Origin of the sequence: Herbaspirillum lusitanum, assembly GCF_026127345.1 — a bacterium.
Lineage (GTDB): Bacteria > Pseudomonadota > Gammaproteobacteria > Burkholderiales > Burkholderiaceae_D > Herbaspirillum > Herbaspirillum lusitanum.
Genome location: NZ_QXFG01000009.1, coordinates 1 through 20,666, shown reverse-complemented (window position 1 = coordinate 20,666; position 20,666 = coordinate 1). Strand labels below are relative to the sequence as shown.

Here is a 20,666-nt window from a genome sequence, read left to right as displayed (position 1 = left end):
CGGCAGCACCTCATCGCGACAGCAGCAGCGCGACCGGCGACTCCGCGATCACGACGCCGGTGGTCCCGCCCAGCAGGACGCCGCGCCAGCGCGGATGCGCAACGCATCCCATGACAATGAGATCGGCATCAAGCTCCGCCGCCAACGCCAGCAACGCATGCCCGACATCTGTCGCGGCGGGACGATGCAGGATGTCAATTGGCTTGTCGAGCGACGACAGGCATTGCTTCAGTTCGTCTTCCGAGGCCGAAGCGTTGGTGCCGGGAACAATGCCGTCGCCGAAAATCACCGCACTGATGGCGCCGACGTCTTGCAAAAGCGGAATGGCGTTGCGCACGGCGCGAGCGGCGGCGCTACTGCCGTTCCATGCGATCAGGGCATGCCGCCAGGAAAACGGCTTTTCGCTGATCGCCAACACCGGCGCCGCTGCGTTGAGCGCGACAAACTCAATGAAGTCGCTGTCCTTGCGATCCTCGATGCCGTGCAGTTCGCTTTTACCCAGGACGATCAGATCGGCCGCATTGCCATGGTTGCTCAGCGCGGCGGCGGCATCGTCGTCGACCCGCAGCGTCTGGATTCTGGCAATGCCGAATTCCTGCGCCAGGACCTTAAATCGTTCCAATGAAATGGTCATGTCCAGATGCTTTTTCTCGCGCCGTTCTTGTTCTTCGGCTGGAAGCGGCGCTGCGTCGGGAAGCACTTCCCCGGCGCTGCCGGTCACTGCCGGTAGTACTTGCGACATGAATCTAGACAGGCCCGAGATGGCAAGGCCGATTACGGTAACAGATTGACCCGATGCCAGGCGGGCCGCGAGCCGTATGCGGCCTTCGAGATCGATGGCGTTGCTGACGTAAATCAGAATGGATCGGTAGCGCATTGCGTGCTCCTTGATGTGAGGCCCATCGGATCAGGACATGCTAATGATTTCGGTGTGGATCGAATTGACTTGCATCAAACGAAGCCGCAAGAACCGGCGGCGCGACAAACACATTTTCTGCATCGCGCGATTTTGATCCAGGTCAAATGGATAGCCCGCAACGAGGCATACGATGGCCTTCATCGCATCTTTCTCCTGGAGGCACCATGCTCAAAAAGATATTGCTGGCAACGGATGGATCGGAACTGTCCAAACGAGCGGTGGCGGCTGCCGTGGATTTCGCAGCCTCGTACGGAAGCAAGATCGTCGGCCTGGCCGTCTCCGAAATCTTCCCCAGCCTGATCATGCCCGAGCTCGGTGCCGGATATGGCCTGCAGGGAATCGAAGCCGAGATATTCGCGCAATCCAAACTCAATGCCGGCTACATTGCCGACTGCGCAAAAAAGGCAGGCGCGGACTGCGAAGTCCATACCGTCAAGGGCACGCATGCGAATGAAGAGATCCTCCGCTTTGCCAAAGAGTACGGCTGCGACTCCATCTTCATGGCCTCGCACGGACGCAAGGGACTGGACAAGCTGATGCTGGGAAGTGAAACGCAGAAGGTCCTGACCTACAGCAAAATCCCGGTGCTGGTATTCAAATGAAGTCGCCGCAGTCCTGCGGCATGACTTATAACCGCGTGAAGGTATTGCCATGAAAACAGACTTTCAGATCAAGCAGGATGTCGCCGACGAACTGGCGTGGGATGCAGCCGTGAACGACAACGAGATTGGCGTCGAGGTGCGCGACGGTATTGTCACCCTGACAGGCAATCTGGACAGCTACGCGGAAAAATATGCCGCGGAAAAAGCCGCGCAGCGTGTCGCCGGCGTCAAAGGACTGGCGGTGGAAATCGACGTCGTGCTGCCGGGTTCAAGCTGTCGCACGGATGCCGATATTGTGCGAACGGCGTCCCATGGACTGGAATGGAATGCCCTGGTGCCGAAAGACAGCGTCAAGATCATGGTGGAAGACGGCTGGATCACGTTGAGCGGCGAAGTGGACCATCAGTATGAACGCATGGCGGCAGAAAACGCCTTGCGCAGCCTGCTCGGCGTCATCGGCATCAGCAACCAGATCGCGGTGAAACATGTTGCCCGGCCGGCCGACATCAAGACCCATATCGAAGCCGCCTTGCAACGGCGGGCGCATTCGACCGTGAAAGCGATCGAGGTGGCGGTGAACGGCGACCAGATCACGCTCAACGGATCGGTCGCGTCGCTGGCCGAGCGCGAGGAAGCGTTCGCGGCAGCGGCGCGGACTCCCGGCGTCCACAAAGTCGTCGACAAGCTGTCAATTGTTTACTGAACGGTCGCCGTAGGCCGTTACATCGTTTCCTGCTTCACCGGCGTCAGATGATGACGTCGCATCATCTTGGGCAATGCCATGAAAAACACCATGCTCGCTGCGGTAGTCGAACAATTCGGCGGACCGCTCGTCATCAAGGAAATCCCGCTGCCGTCGCCGGGGGCCGGACAGATTCTGGTCAAAACGGAGGCGTGCGGCGTCTGCCATACCGACCTGCACGCTGCGCACGGCGACTGGCCCGTCAAGCCGTCCCTGCCTTTTGTGCCGGGACATGAAGGAATAGGCGTGGTGGTCGCCATGGGCGCCGGCGTCAGCGAAGTGAAAATGGGCGATCGTGTCGGCGTACCGTGGCTTTACTCGGCGTGCGGACATTGCGAGCACTGTCTGGCGGCGTGGGAAACCGTGTGTGCGCAGGCGGAGTTCGGCGGTTACACAAAGAACGGCGGCTTCGCGGAGTACATCCTGGCCGACCCCAGGTATGTCGCCCATATCCCCGCCGGATTGGAAGCGGCAGCGGCCGCTCCGATCATCTGCGCCGGCGTGACGTCCTACAAGGGCATCAAGGAATGCCAGGTGCAGGCGGGCGATTGGCTGGCCGTGTCGGGCATCGGCGGCCTCGGCCACCTGGCGGTCCAATACGGCAAGGCGATGGGACTGCGCGTCTGCGCCGTTGACATTGACGACGGCAAGCTGGCCCATGCCCAGCGTCTCGGCGCGGATGCCGTCGTCAATGCCCGTGTCGGCGATCCGATCGCGCGCCTGCGTGAAGTTACCGACGGCGGTGCGCACGGCGTGCTGATCACCGCGCCGTCGCTGGAGGCATTCCACCAGGGCGTCGCCATGACGCGCAAGCGTGGCACCTGCGTGCTGGTCGGTCTTCCGCCCGGAGAGTTTCCTACGCCATTGTTCGATGTGGTGGCCAACTGCATCACCATACGCGGCTCGTTCGTCGGCACCCGCAAGGACATGGCCGAAGCGCTGGCTTTCGCCGCCGCCGGCAAGGTCAGGGCGGATTTCGAGTTGCAGCCGCTGTCGGCCATCAACAACGTCTTCGAGCGCCTGCAGCGCGGCGACGTGCCGTCACGGGTAGTGCTGGATTTCTCGTGAGAAAACGCCGGATCAGTGCGGGATGCACACCGGCGTGGAAGACAGCGTCTCGGTCCCGGACGCCAGTCTGATCAGTGGCCGGCATATCGAGTATCTCGACGTCGCGCTGGCGCACCTGGATCGCCCCGGATGTCCGGGGCTTTTTTACGTCACAGCAAACGATGCATGAAGATCGCTTTGCCGGAAGAAGGATCCAGTTCATAGCCGACGAAACCGGTGGAGGCGTAGAGCGAACGCGCCACCGTATTGCCTTCCAGGACTTCCAGAGTGATCTTGCAGCAACCGAGTTCGCGTGCGCAGTCCTCGACTGCCTGCATCAGCAGCTTCGCAATGCCGTGTCCGCGATGAGCGGGCGCCACGGCGAAGTCGTGGATATTGAGCAGCGGCTTGCAGGCGAAGCTGGAAAAGCCTTCGATGCAATTCGCGAAGCCCGCAGCCTGCTCGCCGTCGAACGCCAGGAACACATGCACGGCAGGGCGCTTGCGCAATTCCCCGATCAGATGGGCGCGGACGAAATCGCTGATGCCTTCGCCGCCTCCCATCAGGTCGGATGCATACGCATCAAGCATCTCGAGTATGGCGGCGCCATGTCGCGGATTGTTGAGGTCAGCTTTGACGACGGCTATCAATTCGGATGCCTTTCTGGGCGATGCAAACGGAAACGACGATGTTACCTGCCGCGACCACCGGAGCGGTGGGTCGATGCAGGACGCGCAGCAGGGCCGCGATTCTGCGCCGGACCGCTCGGACCTTGCGGCTTGGCCGGACCGCCTTGACGCGGCTTGGCGGCTTGCGCCTGACCCTGGCCGCCGGTCTTCGGCTGCTGGGAACGATTGCCACCGCCGCCATTGGCGCTACGTCCGCCGCCGCCACCTTGTGGACGACGTCCGCCGCCGCCACCGCTGCGATGACCTTCGCTGCGCAACTGGATCGGTTGCGGCTTGGCCTTCGGATCGGGTTCGAAGCCGGGAACGATTTCGACCGGGATTTCACGCTTGATGAAGCGCTCGATGTCGTTCAGCAGATCGCGTTCGTCGACGCAGACCAGCGACACGGCGGAACCGGTGGCGCCCGCGCGGCCGGTACGGCCGATGCGGTGGACGTAGTCTTCGGAGACGTTCGGCAGGTCATAGTTGACCACGTGCGGCAGCTGGTCGATGTCGATGCCGCGTGCAGCGATATCGGTGGCGATCAGCGCTTGCAACTTGCCGTCCTTGAAGTCGGCCAAGGCACGGGTGCGCGCGGCCTGGCTCTTGTTGCCGTGGATCGCCATGGCGGTGATCTCGTCGCGCGCCAGTTGTTCGACCAGCTTGTTGGCGCCGTGCTTGGTGCGCGTGAACACCAGCACCTGGTTCCAGTGGTTGGTCTTGATCAGATGCGCCAGCAGCGGATGCTTCTTGTCGCGGTCGACCGGGTGGATCTTCTGGCCGATCACTTCCACGGTGGAGTTGCGGCGCGCCACTTCGATCATTGCCGGCGAATTCAGCAGGCCGTCGGCCAGTGCCTTGATCTCGTCGGAGAAGGTGGCCGAGAACAACAGGTTCTGACGCTTCTTCGGCAGGACCGCGAGGATCTTCTTGATGTCGCGGATGAAGCCCATGTCCAGCATGCGATCGGCTTCATCCAGGATCAGGACTTGCACGCTCTTCAGGTCGACCGTGTTTTGCTGCATGTGGTCGAGCAGGCGGCCCGGCGTGGCGACCAGGATATCGACGCCTTGCTTGAGCAGGCGGATTTGCGGGTTGATGCCGACGCCGCCGAAGATGCAGGCGGAAGTCAGCGGCAAGTACTTGCCATAGACGCGCACGCTTTCTTCGACCTGCGCCGCGAGTTCACGCGTCGGGGTCAGGATCAGCGCGCGGATCGGCACATGGCCGTTGACCTTGACGCGTTCGACCGACGACAGGCGTTGCAGCAGCGGCAGCGTGAAGCCGGCGGTCTTGCCGGTGCCGGTTTGTGCGCCGGCCAGCAGGTCGCCGCCGCCGAGTACGGCAGGCACGGCTTGCATCTGGATTGGCGTGGGCGTGGTATAGCCTTGTTCGGTTACGGCACGAACGATTTCCTCGGAAAGACCGAGAGATGAGAATGACATAGTGGGGATTTTAAAAATATCGGCCTGTCGCCGCAGTGGGCGCCAGTCGCAGGCAAACGGGTTGAAACGTCGGGAGGACAGCGGACTTTGACTGGAGAATGTGCCGCACGGGGCGCAGTATAACAGGTGCGGGGAAGGGCCGTGGATAAATCTTGGTCCGGCGTCGTGCCGCACAAGGCGCGCGCCGCCGGGTTTGAATGGCGTCAGGATGAAACTGCTCAGGCGTCCAGCAGGCGCAGGCCGATGGTGCCGCCGATGATCAGCGCGATGCACAGCAGGCGCAGCGGCGACAGCGCATCGTTGAACAGGTAAATGCCGAGCACCGCGACGCCGACCGAACCGGTGCCGGTCCAGATCGCATAGGCGGTGCCGGCCGGCAGGCTGCGCATGGCCAGCGTCAGGAACAGCACGCTGCAGGCGGCCGCACCGACGCCGATCAGGCTGGGCGTGAGACGGGTCCAGCCGTTTGCGTACTTGAGCGCGATCGCCATGATGATTTCCACTACACTTGCCAATGACAGGAATACCCAGGCCATTATTTTTCTCCGTGAATTGAACAGGCGCTCAGCATAGGCAGGCAGGGCGGGCGCAACAAGAAGGCACTTTTTGGTAACCATGAAACCGGTAAAAAAACTCTCCGTCGAAGAACCGCAAACCGATATCTACAGTCTCGCCTGTCCATCGCGCAAGGCGCTGGAACTGGTCGGCAGCAAGTGGGCCTTGCTGATTTTTCCGGCGCTGGCGGCGGGGCCGATGCGCAACAGCGCGCTGCTGCGCAAGATCGAAGGCATCTCGCAAAAGATGTTGACGCAGACGCTCAAGGAGCTGGAGCGCAACGGTCTCGTGACGCGCTGTAACCTGGAGACGGCGACGCCGCACGTGGAATACGAACTGAGCCCGCTGGGAGAATCGCTGAGCGACACGCTGATTGCGCTGGACAACTGGGCCGAACGCCATCACGCGGATTTGCAACGCGCGCGTGAGCAATTCGACAATGAAAAAAACGGCGAACAGGTCGCCGGTCGTCTGGTGCACAAGCTCAAATAAGACCCGGTTCCTACTGTCCGGCGAGAAATTCCAGCAGCGGCGGCAGCACCAGCTTGCTTTGCATCAGGCCGCCGAAATGCGTCACGCCGGGCAGCGACACAAAGCGGGCGCGCGGCAGCAATCCGACGCAGCGCCCGACCGCCGCATGACGCGCATCGGCGTCGCCGCAAAACATCAGGCAGGGCAGGTCGATCAGCAGCAGCAATTCCTCCATCGAGACGCGCGGCTGTTGCGCGGCGGCAGCCAAGGCTTGCAGGTCGTTGGCGCGGATCATCATCTTCACCTCGGGCGAGATGCGTTCGTTGAGTACGCTTTCAAATGCGGTGATGAAGGCGTTGACGTCAGTCCCGTCGAGTCCCTTGAAGGCATCCCAACTGGTGTCGGCATACGGATGCGCGGCGCCGAGGGTAAGTGATTGCAGGCGTTCGCGCGCGTGGCGGACCATGCCGTAACCGACCCAGCCGCCGAGCGAATAGCCGCAGTAATGCACCTTGCCGATGCCGAGGTCGTCGAGCACGGCGACTACATCGGCACTGCGTTGCTGCAGCGTGTAGGCCTCCGTCTCGCGCGGTTTGTCGCTGAGACCGTGGCCCAGCGCATCGAGCGCAATGACGCGGTAGTGTTGCTGCAGTACTTCGGTGAAGCCGAAGAAGCGCCAGGCTTGCGAGCTGCTGGTGAAGCCGTGGTGCAGGAACAGGTCAGGGCCTTGGCCGCTGACTTCGTAATGGATGCGCCTTCCGGTGCTGACGACGAATGGCATGGGATGGAAAAGGGTTAGGCCTGATTGGGTTTGCACTTGTTGAGCAGCGCCTGCGAGCGGCTGCGGATTTCTTCGTCGGACAGATCTTCCTTGTGCGTCGCGATCGACCAGATGTGGCCGAAGGGATCGCGCAGCACGCCGGAGCGGTCGCCGTAGAACTGGTCCTGCACGGCGCGCAGTTTGGCGGCGCCGGCGGCGATGGCCTGGACAAATACAGCGTCGACGTCGTCGACGTAAATCAGCATGCTGACGCCGGCGCCGCCGAGCGTCTTGGGGCAATGGATGCCCATTTCGATGAATTCGTCGGCGAGCATGACGCGGGCGTTGCCGATCTGGATTTCGGCGTGCCAGATTTTATTGTGGGGACCGTCGATGCGCATGACTTCGGTGGCATCGAAGGCTTTTTTGTAAAACGTGATGGCGCTGGCGGTGTCGGAGACGATCAGGTACGGCGTGACGCTGCTGTAGCCTTCGGGGATGGAATTGACTGCCATGCTCGTCTCCTTGGGTGGCTGGGAAGCGCTGCAAATCGACTGAATCGACTGAATCGTGGCGCTTCCCTGGCGTGACTTGGTGACTGCTCCGGCTCTCCGGCCGGATCGTGATGCCTGGGCTGCTGGTGCTGCTTGCAACGCAGAACTGAAGCCTGAATCTTATGCGAATTCCGACAGCAAATTGACTTGCTGGGAGAAAATCTTCGGATTGCCGGCCAGGACGTCGCCCTTGTACAGGTAATCCGCTTCACCCTTGAAGGTGCCGACGATGCCGCCGGCTTCCGTCACCAGCAGCGAGCCGGCGGCGATGTCCCAGGGCTTCAGGCCTTTTTCGAAGAAACCGTCGAGACGGCCGGCGGCGACATAGGCCAGGTCCAGCGCAGCGGCGCCCGGACGGCGCAGGCCGGCGCAGCTTTCGGTCATGATCTTGAACATTTTCATGTATTCATTCAGGCCGTCCATGTCGCGGAACGGGAAGCCGGTGCCGATCAGGCCGTCGGCGATCTTGTCGCGCTTGCTGACGCGGATGCGCTTTTCGTTCAGGTAGGCGCCGGCGCCTTTGGAAGCGGTGAACAGGTCGTTGCGGGTAGGGTCGTAGACCACCGCTTGCGTGATCTGGCCGCGCTGTTGCAGCGCGATCGAGACGCAGTATTGCGGGAAGCCGTGGATGAAGTTGGTGGTGCCGTCGAGTGGATCGATGATCCAGACGTTTTCATTTTCGTCGTGCAGGTTGGCCGATGGGCCGGACTCTTCCGCCAGGATGGCGTGGTCGGGATACGCGGTCTTCAGGACCTCAATGATGGCGTCTTCCGCCGCCTTGTCGACTTCGGTGACGAAGTCGTTGTGTTGCTTCTTGGTGACCTTGAGCAGCGAGACGTCGAACGACGCGCGATTGATGACGGCGGCACCGCGGCGAGCGGCCTTGATGGCCGTATTGAGCATTGGGGGGATAAGCATCCTGAGGGTTCCGTTAAAATGGCGTCTTCGCCGCCCGGTTCGCTACCCGGCGGAAATTTGCACAACTATGAAATTAATGAGCGATGCACTGTCCGAAAATTGCCGGTTTGTCATCAAACCGGCATTGCCCGGCGTGTTCCGGATCGTTTTTGATCCCTTACAGCCCGGCTTACGATGTTTCCTGACGTGCGAATACCGCTATTTTAAATGAACACGCCCAAAATCGATAATTCTGTTTTCAAGCGCCTGCGTTTCGTGTTGGTGGAAACCAGCAGTCCAGGCAATATCGGCGCGGCTGCCCGCGCCATCAAGACCATGGGGTTCGGCGAGCTGGTGCTGGTCAACCCGCGCTTTCCCAATGCGGTCCAGGAGGAGGCAGCCATAGCCTTCGCCAGCGGCGCGCAGGACGTGCTGTCCGGCGCACGCATCGTGATCAGCATCGAGGAGGCGTTGCAGGATTGCAATTTCGCCGCCGCCATCAGTGCCCGCCTGCGCGAGTTTTCGCCGCCGGTGGTGTCGCCGCGCACGATTGCAGAGCAAATTGCCGGCGATGTCGGACTGAACGCGGCGCTGATCTTCGGCAACGAGCGTTTCGGCCTGCCCAACGAGCTGGTGCAGCAATGCAACGTGCTGATCAACATTCCGGCCAATCCCGATTATTCCTCGCTCAATCTGGCGCAGGCGGTGCAAGTGCTGGCCTACGAATGCCGCATGGCCGAACTGGGCGACCGCAAGCAGGCCACCGACATCGGCTTCCAGGGTGAGATGGCTGGCGTGGCGGAGATCGAAGGCATGTTCCGCCATCTGGAAGAAGCGCTGGTGGCGATCGAATTCCTCAAGCCCGACAGTCCAAAAAAATTGATGCCGCGCCTCAAACGCCTGTTTGCGCGCACGCAACTGGAAACCGAAGAGGTCAATATCCTGCGCGGCATCGCTCGCCAGATATTGACGCCCAAACAAGACAGAAAGCCCAAGCAATGAGCAAGTTGACCCTGGATCGCATCCTCCAGTCGCAAGGTTTCGGATCGCGCAAGTATTGCCGTTCGCTGATCGAAGACGGCGAAGTCGCCATCAATGGCGAAGTCGTCGACGACTACCGTTTCGCACCCGATACTGAAGGATTGGCGTTCACGCTGTTCGACGAAGAATGGGTCTATCGCGAGCACGTCTACATTGCCCTGAACAAGCCCGCCAATTTCGAATGTTCGCGCAAGCCCAGCCACCATCCGGGCGTGCTGACGATTTTGCCGGAACAGTTTTCGTGGCGCGACGTGCAGCCGGTCGGCCGCCTCGACCACGACACCACCGGTTTGCTGCTGATGTCGGACGACGGCGCGTTCATCCATGCGCAGTCATCGCCCAAGCGCCATGTGCCGAAAGTCTACGCGGCCACCACGCACGATGCCGTGACGGATGAACTGATCGCGCAATTGCTGGGCGGCGTGCAGTTGCACGACGAACCGGCGCCGCTGGCGGCGGTGACTTGCCGCAAGCTCGACGCACACCTGCTGGAGATCGTGCTGGAGCAGGGCAAATACCATCAGGTCAAGCGCATGCTGGCGGCCGCCGGCAACCATTGCAGCGCCTTGCGTCGCACCGCCATCGGCGGTTTGCAGCTGGATGCGCTGGAGCTGGAAGAGGGCGAGTGGTGTTATCTCGATGCAGAGCAGTTGGGTTTGCTGGTTCCGGCCTGAAGCTGTAGCCCGTTCCACAAAGAAAATGGCCGCGGCTGGAATCCAGCGGCGGCCATTTTTGCGTGCAGAGATGAATCTCAGTGACGCGTATCGGTCTGCGGTACGGCGTCTGCCGGTGTTTCAGTGCGGAAGATCTGCGCACAATCAACCGCGTCGAACTCGTAATGCAAGCCGCAGAAATCGCAATCGACGCTGAGCTTTTCCTGTGTCGAAAGTGCATCTTCGACTTCCGCCTGGCCGAGCATCTTGAGCATGTTGCCGACCTTCTCGCGTGAGCAGGTGCAGTGGAATTCCGGATGCGCAGGATCGAAGACGCGGATGGTTTCTTCCCAGAACAGGCGATGCATCAGCGTCTCGATGTCGGTACTCAACAGTTCTTCCGCGCGCAGCGTGTTGCCCAGCATCGACAGGCGATTCCAGGTTTCCAGCTCTTCCTCGGGCGCGGCTTTGCCGACGTCCTTGCCGCCGTGGTTCGGCAGCTTTTGCAGCAACAGGCCGCGCGCCACCTTGTCGTCGGCGGCGAGCCACAGCTTGGTGTCGAGCTGCTCGGAGCGCAGCATGTAGTTTTCGATGACGGTGGCGACGGTGTCGCCGTCCAGCGGCACGATGCCCTGGTAAGCCTGTTGGCCCGGCATCTTGTCCTTGGGATCGAGCGTGATGGCGAAACGGCCTTCGCCGTTGGCGTTGACCAGTTGCGTCAGCGTGGCGTCGTCGGCCACTTCGGCGTCTTCCACCAGCTTGGCGGTGGCGCGCAGGCGCAGCTCGGAGTCGCACTCGACCACCAGCAGGCGGACCGGGCCGTCGCCGTGGATCTGCATGACGACCATGCCGTTGAACTTGAGGTTGGCCGTCAGCAGCGCCGCCGCCGACAGCATCTGGCCGAGCAGCGCCTTGACCGCAACCGGATAGTCGCGACGCGCCAGCACCTGTTGCCAGGTCGACGAAATCTCCACCAGTTCTCCGCGAACCGGTGCGTTTTCCACCATGAATTTTTGCAGCGTATCTTTCATTGTTTCTTTCTTGTTGCTCACTGACTGACGAGAGGCGTCATGCGGCCGCATCGTGCAGTTGTGCTGTTGCCTTGCTTCGAGGGCGCTTCAGGCGATGCGCTTGAGACTGGTTTTGAATAATTGTGCGCGTTCGACATAACTGTCGGTGCCGGCGCGCATGCGGGCGATATCTTCTTCGCTCAGGGTGCGCACGGCCTTGGCCGGCGAACCGATGATCAGCGAATTCTCCGGAAATTCCTTGCCTTCGGTGACCAGCGCGCCGGCCCCGACCAGGCTGTTCTTGCCGATCCTGGCGCCGTTGAGCACGATGGCCTGGATGCCGATCAGGGCGCCTTCGCCGATGGTGCAGCCATGCAGCATGGCCTGGTGGCCGACCGTCACGTTCTTGCCGATGTGCATCGGATAGCCGACGTCGGTGTGCAATACTGCGCCTTCCTGGACGTTGCTGTTTTCACCGATGGTGATCAATTCATTGTCGCCGCGGATACTGACGTTGAACCACACGCTGGCGTGCTCTTCGAGCTTGACCTTGCCGACTACCACGGCCGACTCGGCCACCCAGGCGGTTTCCGCGATTTCCGGCGTGTTTTCTTCCAACTTGTAAATTGCCATAATAAAATTGTCTCCTCGGTTATTCGGGAACACAGACATCCATATTGGGACAAACCGTGTTCCATCAACCCGCCATTTTACCGCTGCTGACATAAATGATCGTGAATCCCTCTCAGAACCCCCATTTTCCTGACGACAAGTTTTCTGTCCTGAGCGAATTGCGCCGCGCCGCGCTGCGTTGGCTGGTCCACACCGACAGCGCGGCCAAGGCGGCCGGCGTGCGCGCCATGTCGCAGGCATGGCATGCGGGAGAGCTGACGTTGGACCGTGACGTTGCGTTGTTTACCGATGCTCCTGTGCCGGGAAGGCCGGCGCATCCCGAGCTGGTGTCGCCGTTGCTGGTGAAGTCGCGTTCGATGCGTACCGACGAGGGGCGCGCGGCGATGATCCATGCGCTGGCGCACATAGAATTCAATGCCATCAACCTGGCGCTTGACGTGATCTGGCGTTTCCCGGACATGCCTGAGGCGTTCTACGTCGACTGGCTCAAGGTGGCCGACGAAGAGGCTTACCACTTCTCGTTGCTGGAAGCGCATTTGCAGGTGCTCGGTTACGCCTATGGCGACTTCACCGCGCATAACAGCCTGTGGGACATGGCAGAGAAAACCAAAGACGACATTCTTGCCCGCATTGCGCTGGTGCCGCGTACGATGGAAGCGCGCGGCCTCGACGCCGCACCGCCGGTGCGCAACAAGCTGGCGCAGGCCGGCGACCATGCGGCAGCGGCCATCCTCGACATCATCATGCGCGACGAAATCGGTCACGTGGCCATCGGCAATCGCTGGTACGGCTGGTTGTGCGGGCAGCGCGGACTTGATCCGATTGCGACGTTTGCGCGCCTGACGGTCGAATTCAAGGCGCCGGCGATGCGCGGGCCGTTCAACATGGAAGCGCGTCGCGCAGCAGGATTTACCGAGGCTGAACTTGCCTTGATGTAAGGCGAAGGCAGTCTGGAGATAGTGTTATTTCGGCGGGGAATTATTACCGTTTTTACGTTTTGGATACCGCGCTGTCCCTTCACCATGTTATCGTGCGGCAGGATGTTTTTCCGCTGTTTTCTTGTGAGAGGATGCTATGAAATTGATCAAAGTAATCGGCGCTGCGTTGGCGATCGGCGCGGTGGGACTGGCGATCTCCGCCTGCCAGAAGAAAGAGGAAACGCCGGGGCCGGCAGAAACCATGGGCAAGCAGATCGACAGTGCGGTGAAGAACGCCGGCGATCAGGCTGCTGTCGTGGCTGACAAGGCGCAGGAGAAGGCTGCAGAAGCCGGCCAGAAGCTGGACAAGGCCGTTGGCGACATGAAGGAAGGCGCCAAGGACCTGACTCAGAAAGCCGGTGAAAAGATGGAAGCCGCAGGCCAGAAAATACAGGACACTGCGAAAGAAGCGCAGAAGTGACTCCGCGCTTGAATTGCGCTTGCATCACCGAAACCCGCATGTCGCCATGCGGGTTTTTTTATATCCCCGCCTTATGGATTTCTGCGACGACGCGCGCCTGAATGGTCGGGTTCAGCGCCAGCGCAACATGGCCGATGCCGCTGATGGGGACGTTTTCGGCGCCGGGCAAGTGTGAGGAAATTTGCGGCGAAACGATATTGTCGTGATGCGAATAGATGGAGAGGATGATGGCGCGCGTGGCCGGTTCTTCGGTGGCGGCGAGCTTTTGCAGCCACTCGCTGCTGGTGCCTTCTTCGGCGCGGCCGAGCCAGTTCATTTCGCCGCAGTTGATGCCGATGCCGAAGTTGGCGATGGTGGTGCCGTGATGCGGCGTTCCCAGCGTGATGACCTTGGCGATGTTGGCGCAACCATGGTCGCGCAGGTAAGCACGCGCCGCCAGCCCGCCCATGCTGTGGGCGACGATGACGATCTTGTCCTGGCCGCTTTCGGTCACCAGCCGCTGCACCGCTTCGTGGACCAGCGGCGCATAACCGTCGATGCTGCCGAACACCGGCTCCATGTCGACCGCGTAATGCGTGATGTGGGCTTCTTCCAGCGCCTTGCTCATCCAGTGCCAATAGCCGCTGTTGCAGCCGTAGCCGTGGATCAGCAGCACCGGCAATGAAGTGGTGTCGGTATAGATGCGCTTGTCGAAACGCTGAAACGGCATGCCCCACGAAGAGCACACCATGGTCGCGCAATATTCGCCGGCAAACAGCCGGAAGATGCCGGGCCAAGTGAGTTCAGGCGTGTGCGCCGACTTGGCGCGGTTGGGCCAGGTCAGGAAAAAGCTGTTGGCCGTGATCGAAGCGCGGAACAGCCCGACCATCGCCAGGCTGAGGACGACGGCGAGCGGAACGTTGGTGACATGCAGCTTGACGAGCAGAAGATAGAACAGGGCGGCGACGCCGAATTGGGTCAGCAGCAGGGTTCGGGCAATGCGGGCGATCATGCAGCGACGGCCTCTTGATTTTGGTCGAAAGAACTAGCGTAACAGGATTGCATGACCGTTTTATTGCAGCGCAGCTTATTGTTTCTTTTTGGACGGATTCAAATCCACGATCCGCGTGCCGGCCAGGCGATCGTGCAGAAACTGGCGTTGCGGATCAGTGTAGATCAGCGCAGCCCAGACCACGACATTGACAGCGGGAATCCATATCAGCATCCAGCCCTTGGCGCCCAGCGCCCATGCCAGCGCCAGTCCCGGCAGGAACCACAGCCAACTGAGCAGGAAGCGCAGCAGCGCGCGCCATGCTTTCACGGGCGCGCCGTCCTTGCCGGCCAGGCGAATGCGCCAGGTTTTCATCGCCAGCGTCTGGCCGCCATGGCTCCAGAACCAGATGAAGTACAGGCCGAGGATGACGAATAGCCAGCTTTCCAGCGCATGGCGCAGGTAGAGTGCGTGGCGTTGTTCAAGGACGGTCGAGAAGATCCAGGTCGAGATGAACACCACGCCGAACAGCAGCATGGATTCGTACACCATGCTGCACAGGCGGCGGCGCAGGGACGGTGTGGGCAAAGCGGATGGGGTTGCTGTTGCAGACGTGGGTACGGAACTCAAGGCGGTCTCTTCTCTTGGTGGTGGCAAGTATTTTCGGTCGGGGTCGCGCGCGGGCAAGTGTGTGCCGGGAAGCATGATACGCGAACTGTGGGGGAGTCAGGGCAAACTGACATGCCCGCAGCCACGCAAAAACGCCATGTCGGGGCGTATGCGCGACATGGCGTTTTTGTTTTCCTGAATCTTGCTGAGAGGCGCAAGCCCCGGATGCTTCGGATACCTTACTTGACCTCGGTCTGCGTCGCGGTTGTCGGTGTCACCACTGTCGGTGTCACCATTGTCGGCGGCGGCACCAGCGTCTGCTCCAGCGCCTCAGGAGGCAGCTGGATTGTCGGCGCAGCCTTGGCCGGAGTCGGCGGCAGGGCGGCAACATGCTTGGGCAGCTTGGCTTGCGACAGTTTTTTCTTTTGCTCGTCCGACAACTGTTGGTATTCCTTCCACTGCGCGGACTTCTGGTCGGCGTCCAGCTTCTTGGCGCGGGTATAGCTTTCGCGCACCGAGCGGCGCTGCATCGGCGTCAGCTTGACCCAGTCGCGCATGCGATTCTGCATGCGCTCCTGTTCGGCAGGGCTCATGGCGGCAAATTTGTTGCCGATGACCAGCCATTTTTCTTTGCTGCTGAACTCCATCTTCTTCCATTCGCCGGCCAGCGGCGCCAGTGCGTGCTGTTGCACCGGAGTCAGTTCACTCCAGGTCGGCTTGGAATCCGGTTTCTTGGTGATCTTCGAAGGCGTGGTCAGCGCAGTGGCCGAAGCCGGCTGCTGCTGCGTTGCCGCCGTGGTGTTCGGGCCTTGCGCATGCACTGCTTTGCACGTCAGGACGGACAGGCCGGTCAGTGCGACGACTGCGGCAACGGTAAAGCCCAGAATGTTGCGTGCTGCGGTGCTCATGGAAGTCCGGGTGCCTGCCATCAATTATTCGCCTTGCTGCGCCAGATAAGCATTGAAACCGTGATCGAGATAAGCCGACAGCGGCAGTTCATCCGACAGCACGCCGGCGTCGATTTCGGCCAGGGCGCTGATGCGCTGCTGATGTTCGTGTTCATACAAGCCGGCAAACAGCATCACGCCGGCCAGCAGCGGGATGGCGACGCCAAGGCGGCCCAGCCAGGAGAACGACGACGAGGGCGTGAAGTTGCCGCCCATGGCGCCGGCCAGGGCAAATTGCGACGCCGCGACGCGAACCGGCGCGGTCGTTTTTTTGCGGGCAAGTGCCACGCGACGGGCTTCCGCCAGGCTTTGTGTGGTCGATTCGGGCAGGTGTTCCAGATTGGCGTCCAGCGCGCGCTTTACCCGGTAAGCAAATTGTAGTTCTTTGTTGTTCATAAAGTGATTCCTTTGGCCCTGAGAGCTTGAGCCAGGGCGTGTGTTGCGCGAGAACAATGAGTTTTGACGCTGCCCTCTGAGCATCCCATCGCGGCAGCTGTCTCGGCGACATCCATGTCTTGCCAGTAACGCATGAGGAAGGCTTCCCGTTGACGGGTTGGAAGTTTTTGTACTTCGGCGTCGATCAAGGCGAGCGTTTGTTCGCGTTCAACCTTGTCTGCGCTGGATTCCGAGGCCTGGGTGCCTTCTTCGGCTTCGTAGCTTTCGAGCAGGTCGAAGTCTTCCTGGTTCTCGCTGTCGCGGCCGATGCTGGAAAACAGGCTGACCCATGTGGTGCGTACTTTTTCCCGGCGGAAAAAGTCATGGATGGTGTTTTGCAGGATGCGCTGGAACAGCAGGGGAAGTTCGTTGGCCGGCTTGTCGCCGTACTTCTCGGCGAGCTTGATCATCGCATCCTGGACAATATCGAGCGCCACTTCATCCTTGCGCACGGCGTAGACAGCCTGCTTGAAGGCGCGGCGTTCGACATTTTCGAGAAAATCGGAGAGTTCTTTGTCAGTTGCCATGCAATACGGCTTGTCGATGTAGCGCCGGGAATAGATGAATCGGATGCAATTCCGACATGTTGGTGGAATGTACGGATTTGTAACAGAGCGCATGCTAGCAAAAAAGCCCTTGTTTGTGGTGGTGTTTATCGGAAAAGCACAATTACAGGGCGGTTTTGCGAGCTGCTGCACTAAATTCGCTTGACCAAAATGATGCGACGCATTAACGTGTCAGTCCGCTTCATCAACATGAAGTTCTATGGTCTTTACCGTTGCTACGCATAATGTAGCGATTGTCAAAGACGCGCTTTATTTAAAAAGCTGTTTGTTCTAACCCGCGCCACAAGCGCGAGAAATTCGTAACGGTGTACTTGCACCAAGGCTGAACGAGTCGCGCTGAGCGGCATTTTGAATCTCACTACGGTTGAGATGCAGAAATGACGTGACCGCACAAAGAAGGGATGCCGCAGGAAGCAGGTCGATCAGTGCGATTTCGCCAGGAGAGAACATCCGATCAATCTCCAATGGACCTTGAAAGGAAGTAGTAATGAGTGCAGAAAACCTCACCGGTGCGGAGATACTCGTCCGTTGCCTGGCTGAAGAGGGCGTTGAGCACGTCTTCGGCTATCCTGGTGGCGCCGTGCTTTACATCTACGACGCTATCTTCAAGCAAGACAAATTCCAACATATTCTGGTACGCCACGAGCAGGCTGCGGTGCATGCAGCGGATGCCTATTCGCGCAGTTCCGAAAAAGTCGGCGTCTGCATCGTGACCTCCGGTCCCGGCGTCACCAATGCGGTGACCGGCCTGGCGACCGCGTACATGGATTCGATCCCGATGATCGTGATTTCCGGCCAGGTGCCTTCGACCGCCATCGGTCAGGACGCCTTCCAGGAATGCGACACCGTCGGCATCACACGTCCCTGCGTCAAGCACAACTTCCTCGTGAAGGATGTGAAAGACCTCGCAGAGACGATGAAAAAAGCTTTCTATATCGCCACCACCGGCCGTCCGGGCCCGGTGCTGGTCGATATTCCGAAGGATATCTCGATGCACACCTGTGCCTACGAGTATCCGAAAACCGTCGAAATGCGTTCGTACAAGCCGGTCGACAAAGGCCATTCCGGTCAGATCCGCAAGGCGTTGCAACTGCTGCTGACAGCGGAACGTCCGATGATCTACACCGGCGGCGGCGTGATTCTCGCGAATGCCGCTCCCGAGCTCAACAAGCTGGTGGATCGCCTCGGTTTCCCTTGCACCAATACGCTCATGGGCCTGGGCGCTTACCGCTCGACCAGCGACAAGTTCGTCGGCATGCCGGGCATGCACGGTACCTACGAAGCCAACATGGCGATGCAGCACAGCGATGTGATGATCGCCATCGGCGCGCGCTTTGACGACCGCGTGATCGGTAATCCGAAGCACTTCGCCTCCAACGCGCGCAAGATCATCCATATCGACATCGATCCGTCGTCGATTTCCAAGCGCGTCAAGGTCGACATTCCTATCGTCGGCAACGTCAAGGACGTGCTGCAGGAATTGCTGACCCAGCTGGATGCCGCCGAAACCAAGCCGAACGCGCCTGCGCTGGCCAACTGGTGGAAGCAGATCAACAAGTGGCGTGAGCGCGACTGCCTGAAGTTCGCAACCTCGGACGAGTTCATCAAGCCGCAGGCGGTGATCAAGAACGTCTGGGACATCACCAAGGGCGACGCCTTCATCACCTCCGATGTCGGCCAGCACCAGATGTGGGCTGCGCAGTATTACGGTTTCGACAAGCCGCGCCGCTGGATCAATTCCGGCGGCCTGGGCACCATGGGCGTCGGTCTGCCATACGCCATGGGCGTGCAGAAGGCCAATCCCGATGCGACCGTCGCCTGCATCACCGGCGAAGCGTCGATCCAGATGTGCATTCAGGAACTCGCGACCTGCAAGCAATACCACCTGACGCCAAAAATCATTCTGCTGAACAACCGTTTCCTCGGTATGGTTCGCCAGTGGCAGCAAATCGATTACGGTTCGCGCTACTCCGAGTCGTACATGGATTCCTTGCCCGATTTCACCAAGCTGGCCGAGTCCTATGGCCACGTCGGCATGAAGATCGAAAAGCCGGGCGATGTGGACGGTGCGCTCAAAGAAGCGTTCGGCATGAAAGACAAGCTGGTCTTCATGAACTTCATTACGGATCAAACCGAAAACGTCTGGCCAATGGTCAAGGCAGGTAAGGGTTTGACTGAAATGCTCTTGGGTTCGGAGGATCTGTAATGCGCCATATTGTTTCTGTACTGCTGGAAAACGAAGCCGGCGCTCTGTCCCGTGTGGTGGGCCTGTTCTCTGCGCGCGGCTATAACATCGAAACCCTGACTGTTGCACCTACCGAAGACGCCACCTTGTCGCGCATGACCATCGTGACCAGCGGCTCGGACGACGTGATTGAACAAATCACCAAACACCTGAACCGCCTGATCGAGGTGGTGAAGGTCGTGGATCTGACTGAAGGCGCGCATATCGAGCGCGAACTGATGCTGATCAAGGTACGTGCCGTGGGCAAGGAGCGTGAAGAAATGAAGCGCACTGCGGACATCTTCCGCGGTCGCATCATTGATGTCACCGAAAAGACCTACACCATCGAATTGACAGGCAACAAGGGCAAGCTGGACGCGTTTATCGACTCGATCGACCGTGCGGCGATTCTTGAGACTGTGCGTACCGGCGGCTCCGGCATCGGCCGCGGCGAACGGATTCTCAAGGTCTGAGACACGACCATCGTTGGTAACTCTGTAGATATTCAATCATCCATATTTTAAAAATTAGTTAATAGGAAAAATCATGAAAGTTTTTTACGACAAAGACGCAGACCTGTCCCTGATCAAGAACAAGAACGTGACCATCATCGGTTACGGTTCGCAAGGCCACGCCCACGCGCAAAACCTGAACGACTCCGGCTGCAAGGTCACCGTTGCGCTGCGCAAGGACGGCGCTTCGTGGAACAAGGCCAAGAACGCCGGCCTGAACGTTGCCGAAGTCAACGAAGCGGTCAAGGGCGCCGACGTCATCATGATCCTGCTGCCGGATGAAAACATCGGCCAGGTCTATGCAGAAAACGTCGCGCCGCACGCCAAGCAAGGCGCGACAGTCGCTTTCGCCCACGGCTTCAACATCCACTACGGCCAGGTCGTGCCGCGCGCCGACCTGGACATCATCATGATCGCGCCGAAGGCCCCGGGCCACACAGTGCGTTCGACCTACACCCAAGGCGGCGGCGTGCCGCATCTGATCGCGGTGTACCAGGACAAGTCCGGCACTGCGCGTGACGTTGCTCTGTCGTACGCTACCGCCAACGGCGGCGGCCGTGCCGGCATCATCGAAACCAACTTCCGCGAAGAAACCGAAACCGACCTGTTCGGCGAGCAGGCAGTGCTGTGCGGCGGCGCCGTCGAACTGATCAAGGCCGGTTTCGAAACCCTGGTGGAAGCCGGCTACGCGCCTGAAATGGCATACTTCGAATGCCTGCACGAACTGAAACTGATCGTCGACCTGATCTATGAAGGCGGCATCGCCAACATGAACTACTCGATCTCGAACAATGCGGAATACGGCGAATACGTCACCGGCCCGCGCATCATCAACGAAGAGAGCAAGAAGGTCATGAAGCAGGTGTTGAACGACATCCAGACCGGCGAATACGCCAAGAGCTTCATCCTGGAAAACAAGGCCGGCGCACCGACCTTGCTGTCGCGTCGTCGCATCAATGCCGAACACCAGATCGAAATCGTCGGCGAGAAGCTGCGCGCGATGATGCC

Annotated in this window: 25 protein-coding genes; 11 read left to right on the top strand and 14 right to left on the bottom strand. The window is 60.1% G+C overall.

The window, feature by feature from the left end; genetic code table 11:
• Nucleotides 1–10 precede the first annotated feature (10 nt).
• Complete coding sequence (locus tag DXT88_RS13695; RefSeq protein ID WP_265214223.1) at nt 11–877, bottom strand: universal stress protein; 867 nt, start codon at nt 875–877, stop codon at nt 11–13.
• 146 nt (nt 878–1,023) lie between these two features.
• On the opposite strand from DXT88_RS13695, the gene DXT88_RS13690 reads away from it, so the two are divergent.
• The 3 genes from DXT88_RS13690 (at nt 1,024) to DXT88_RS13680 (ending at nt 3,331) form a co-directional block, all read left to right on the top strand.
• Entirely contained in the window at nt 1,024–1,521 is a 498-nt protein-coding gene (locus DXT88_RS13690; RefSeq protein ID WP_265214222.1) for a universal stress protein, read from the top strand.
• 49 nt (nt 1,522–1,570) lie between these two features.
• A complete protein-coding gene (locus DXT88_RS13685; protein ID WP_265214220.1) occupies nt 1,571–2,224 on the top strand; it encodes a BON domain-containing protein in 654 nt (217 codons plus the stop codon).
• 78 nt (nt 2,225–2,302) lie between these two features.
• Nucleotides 2,303–3,331, top strand: a complete 1,029-nt coding sequence (locus DXT88_RS13680) for a zinc-dependent alcohol dehydrogenase (protein WP_265214218.1) — start codon at nt 2,303–2,305, stop codon at nt 3,329–3,331.
• 149 nt (nt 3,332–3,480) lie between these two features.
• Here the strand turns inward: DXT88_RS13680 and DXT88_RS13675 are convergent, their stop codons facing one another.
• From DXT88_RS13675 to DXT88_RS13665, 3 genes are all read right to left on the bottom strand, one after another.
• The gene (locus DXT88_RS13675; protein ID WP_265214216.1) at nt 3,481–3,960 is read right to left on the bottom strand and encodes a GNAT family N-acetyltransferase; all 480 of its coding nucleotides are present in this window, start codon (nt 3,958–3,960) and stop codon (nt 3,481–3,483) included.
• Between the two features lie 41 nt (nt 3,961–4,001).
• Nucleotides 4,002–5,423 (bottom strand): DEAD/DEAH box helicase, encoded by a 1,422-nt coding sequence (locus DXT88_RS13670; RefSeq protein WP_265214214.1) that lies wholly within the window; start codon nt 5,421–5,423, stop codon nt 4,002–4,004.
• A 218-nt stretch (nt 5,424–5,641) separates the two neighbouring features.
• Nucleotides 5,642–5,959: a DMT family transporter gene (locus tag DXT88_RS13665; RefSeq protein ID WP_029362995.1), complete on the bottom strand. Its 318-nt coding sequence runs from the start codon at nt 5,957–5,959 to the stop codon at nt 5,642–5,644.
• A gap of 79 nt (nt 5,960–6,038) precedes the next feature.
• On the opposite strand from DXT88_RS13665, the gene DXT88_RS13660 reads away from it, so the two are divergent.
• Nucleotides 6,039–6,470: a winged helix-turn-helix transcriptional regulator gene (locus DXT88_RS13660; RefSeq protein WP_265214210.1), complete on the top strand. Its 432-nt coding sequence runs from the start codon at nt 6,039–6,041 to the stop codon at nt 6,468–6,470.
• Nucleotides 6,471–6,480: 10 nt separating this feature from the next.
• Here DXT88_RS13660 and DXT88_RS13655 read toward each other — a convergent pair whose 3' ends face one another.
• The 3 genes from DXT88_RS13655 to DXT88_RS13645 form a co-directional block, all read right to left on the bottom strand.
• Entirely contained in the window at nt 6,481–7,230 is a 750-nt protein-coding gene (locus DXT88_RS13655; RefSeq protein WP_265214209.1) for an alpha/beta fold hydrolase, read from the bottom strand.
• 14 nt (nt 7,231–7,244) lie between these two features.
• A complete protein-coding gene (locus DXT88_RS13650) occupies nt 7,245–7,724 on the bottom strand; it encodes a VOC family protein (RefSeq protein WP_265214208.1) in 480 nt (159 codons plus the stop codon).
• A 159-nt stretch (nt 7,725–7,883) separates the two neighbouring features.
• A complete protein-coding gene (locus tag DXT88_RS13645; protein ID WP_029362996.1) occupies nt 7,884–8,681 on the bottom strand; it encodes an inositol monophosphatase family protein in 798 nt (265 codons plus the stop codon).
• A gap of 207 nt (nt 8,682–8,888) precedes the next feature.
• On the opposite strand from DXT88_RS13645, the gene DXT88_RS13640 reads away from it, so the two are divergent.
• Both DXT88_RS13640 and DXT88_RS13635 read left to right on the top strand, forming a co-directional pair.
• Nucleotides 8,889–9,662 (top strand): RNA methyltransferase, encoded by a 774-nt coding sequence (locus DXT88_RS13640; RefSeq protein ID WP_265214206.1) that lies wholly within the window; start codon nt 8,889–8,891, stop codon nt 9,660–9,662.
• A complete protein-coding gene (locus DXT88_RS13635; RefSeq protein WP_265214205.1) occupies nt 9,659–10,375 on the top strand; it encodes a pseudouridine synthase in 717 nt (238 codons plus the stop codon). Before DXT88_RS13640 ends, DXT88_RS13635 begins: the two co-directional genes overlap by 4 nt.
• A gap of 77 nt (nt 10,376–10,452) precedes the next feature.
• Here DXT88_RS13635 and hslO read toward each other — a convergent pair whose 3' ends face one another.
• Both hslO and DXT88_RS13625 read right to left on the bottom strand, forming a co-directional pair.
• Complete coding sequence (gene hslO / locus DXT88_RS13630; protein ID WP_029362997.1) at nt 10,453–11,385, bottom strand: Hsp33 family molecular chaperone HslO; 933 nt, start codon at nt 11,383–11,385, stop codon at nt 10,453–10,455.
• A gap of 87 nt (nt 11,386–11,472) precedes the next feature.
• Nucleotides 11,473–11,997 (bottom strand): gamma carbonic anhydrase family protein, encoded by a 525-nt coding sequence (locus DXT88_RS13625; protein WP_016832316.1) that lies wholly within the window; start codon nt 11,995–11,997, stop codon nt 11,473–11,475.
• A gap of 95 nt (nt 11,998–12,092) precedes the next feature.
• On the opposite strand from DXT88_RS13625, the gene DXT88_RS13620 reads away from it, so the two are divergent.
• The gene (locus DXT88_RS13620; protein ID WP_016832317.1) at nt 12,093–12,935 is read left to right on the top strand and encodes a ferritin-like domain-containing protein; all 843 of its coding nucleotides are present in this window, start codon (nt 12,093–12,095) and stop codon (nt 12,933–12,935) included.
• A gap of 136 nt (nt 12,936–13,071) precedes the next feature.
• Nucleotides 13,072–13,395 carry a hypothetical protein gene (locus tag DXT88_RS13615; protein WP_265214203.1) on the top strand — a complete coding sequence of 108 codons (324 nt, stop codon included), beginning with the start codon at nt 13,072–13,074 and terminating at the stop codon, nt 13,393–13,395.
• A gap of 58 nt (nt 13,396–13,453) precedes the next feature.
• On the opposite strand, the gene DXT88_RS13610 is transcribed toward DXT88_RS13615, so the two are convergent.
• The 5 genes from DXT88_RS13610 to DXT88_RS13590 all read right to left on the bottom strand — a co-directional run bounded on the left by DXT88_RS13610 (nt 13,454) and on the right by DXT88_RS13590 (nt 16,883).
• Nucleotides 13,454–14,386, bottom strand: coding sequence for an esterase/lipase family protein (locus tag DXT88_RS13610; RefSeq protein WP_016832319.1), 933 nt, complete (start codon nt 14,384–14,386; stop codon nt 13,454–13,456).
• A gap of 75 nt (nt 14,387–14,461) precedes the next feature.
• Nucleotides 14,462–14,995 (bottom strand): RDD family protein, encoded by a 534-nt coding sequence (locus tag DXT88_RS13605; protein ID WP_407649337.1) that lies wholly within the window; start codon nt 14,993–14,995, stop codon nt 14,462–14,464.
• A gap of 218 nt (nt 14,996–15,213) precedes the next feature.
• Nucleotides 15,214–15,882, bottom strand: coding sequence for a DUF3106 domain-containing protein (locus DXT88_RS13600; RefSeq protein ID WP_265214202.1), 669 nt, complete (start codon nt 15,880–15,882; stop codon nt 15,214–15,216).
• Nucleotides 15,883–15,906: 24 nt separating this feature from the next.
• Nucleotides 15,907–16,317, bottom strand: coding sequence for a DUF3619 family protein (locus DXT88_RS13595; RefSeq protein WP_016832324.1), 411 nt, complete (start codon nt 16,315–16,317; stop codon nt 15,907–15,909).
• The gene (locus DXT88_RS13590; RefSeq protein ID WP_016832325.1) at nt 16,314–16,883 is read right to left on the bottom strand and encodes an RNA polymerase sigma factor; all 570 of its coding nucleotides are present in this window, start codon (nt 16,881–16,883) and stop codon (nt 16,314–16,316) included. The genes DXT88_RS13595 and DXT88_RS13590 overlap by 4 nt, the downstream gene beginning before the upstream one ends.
• A 526-nt stretch (nt 16,884–17,409) precedes the next feature.
• Here DXT88_RS13590 and DXT88_RS13585 point away from each other — a divergent pair.
• From DXT88_RS13585 to ilvC, 3 genes are all read left to right on the top strand, one after another.
• On the top strand, nt 17,410–19,128 hold the full coding sequence (locus tag DXT88_RS13585) for an acetolactate synthase 3 catalytic subunit (protein ID WP_016832326.1): 1,719 nt from the start codon (nt 17,410–17,412) through the stop codon (nt 19,126–19,128).
• On the top strand, nt 19,128–19,619 hold the full coding sequence (gene ilvN / locus DXT88_RS13580) for an acetolactate synthase small subunit (protein ID WP_007882202.1): 492 nt from the start codon (nt 19,128–19,130) through the stop codon (nt 19,617–19,619). The genes DXT88_RS13585 and ilvN overlap by 1 nt, the downstream gene beginning before the upstream one ends.
• 73 nt (nt 19,620–19,692) lie before the next feature.
• A partial coding sequence (gene ilvC, locus DXT88_RS13575; RefSeq protein WP_265214200.1) for a ketol-acid reductoisomerase occupies nt 19,693–20,666 on the top strand: 974 nt, incomplete at its 3' end.

Bases quoted from the DNA above. Each gene is read 5' to 3' on its own strand.
- DXT88_RS13655 (WP_265214209.1), bottom strand. From the start codon at position 7,230: ATGCCATTCGTCGTCAGCACCGGAAGGCGCATCCATTACGAAGTCAGC.
- DXT88_RS13610 (WP_016832319.1), bottom strand. From the start codon at position 14,386: ATGATCGCCCGCATTGCCCGAACCCTGCTGCTGACCCAATTCGGCGTC.
- DXT88_RS13650 (WP_265214208.1), bottom strand. From the start codon at position 7,724: ATGGCAGTCAATTCCATCCCCGAAGGCTACAGCAGCGTCACGCCGTAC.
- DXT88_RS13695 (WP_265214223.1), bottom strand. From the start codon at position 877: ATGCGCTACCGATCCATTCTGATTTACGTCAGCAACGCCATCGATCTC.
- DXT88_RS13595 (WP_016832324.1), bottom strand. From the start codon at position 16,317: ATGAACAACAAAGAACTACAATTTGCTTACCGGGTAAAGCGCGCGCTG.
- DXT88_RS13685 (WP_265214220.1), top strand. From the start codon at position 1,571: ATGAAAACAGACTTTCAGATCAAGCAGGATGTCGCCGACGAACTGGCG.
- DXT88_RS13635 (WP_265214205.1), top strand. From the start codon at position 9,659: ATGAGCAAGTTGACCCTGGATCGCATCCTCCAGTCGCAAGGTTTCGGA.
- ilvN (WP_007882202.1), top strand. From the start codon at position 19,128: ATGCGCCATATTGTTTCTGTACTGCTGGAAAACGAAGCCGGCGCTCTG.
- DXT88_RS13660 (WP_265214210.1), top strand. From the start codon at position 6,039: ATGAAACCGGTAAAAAAACTCTCCGTCGAAGAACCGCAAACCGATATC.
- DXT88_RS13690 (WP_265214222.1), top strand. From the start codon at position 1,024: ATGGATAGCCCGCAACGAGGCATACGATGGCCTTCATCGCATCTTTCT.
- DXT88_RS13645 (WP_029362996.1), bottom strand. From the start codon at position 8,681: ATGCTTATCCCCCCAATGCTCAATACGGCCATCAAGGCCGCTCGCCGC.
- DXT88_RS13600 (WP_265214202.1), bottom strand. From the start codon at position 15,882: ATGAGCACCGCAGCACGCAACATTCTGGGCTTTACCGTTGCCGCAGTC.
- DXT88_RS13620 (WP_016832317.1), top strand. From the start codon at position 12,093: ATGATCGTGAATCCCTCTCAGAACCCCCATTTTCCTGACGACAAGTTT.
- hslO (WP_029362997.1), bottom strand. From the start codon at position 11,385: ATGAAAGATACGCTGCAAAAATTCATGGTGGAAAACGCACCGGTTCGC.
- DXT88_RS13585 (WP_016832326.1), top strand. From the start codon at position 17,410: ATGAGTGCAGAAAACCTCACCGGTGCGGAGATACTCGTCCGTTGCCTG.
- DXT88_RS13670 (WP_265214214.1), bottom strand. From the start codon at position 5,423: ATGTCATTCTCATCTCTCGGTCTTTCCGAGGAAATCGTTCGTGCCGTA.
- DXT88_RS13640 (WP_265214206.1), top strand. From the start codon at position 8,889: ATGAACACGCCCAAAATCGATAATTCTGTTTTCAAGCGCCTGCGTTTC.
- DXT88_RS13615 (WP_265214203.1), top strand. From the start codon at position 13,072: ATGAAATTGATCAAAGTAATCGGCGCTGCGTTGGCGATCGGCGCGGTG.
- DXT88_RS13665 (WP_029362995.1), bottom strand. From the start codon at position 5,959: ATGGCCTGGGTATTCCTGTCATTGGCAAGTGTAGTGGAAATCATCATG.
- DXT88_RS13680 (WP_265214218.1), top strand. From the start codon at position 2,303: ATGAAAAACACCATGCTCGCTGCGGTAGTCGAACAATTCGGCGGACCG.
- DXT88_RS13625 (WP_016832316.1), bottom strand. From the start codon at position 11,997: ATGGCAATTTACAAGTTGGAAGAAAACACGCCGGAAATCGCGGAAACC.
- DXT88_RS13590 (WP_016832325.1), bottom strand. From the start codon at position 16,883: ATGGCAACTGACAAAGAACTCTCCGATTTTCTCGAAAATGTCGAACGC.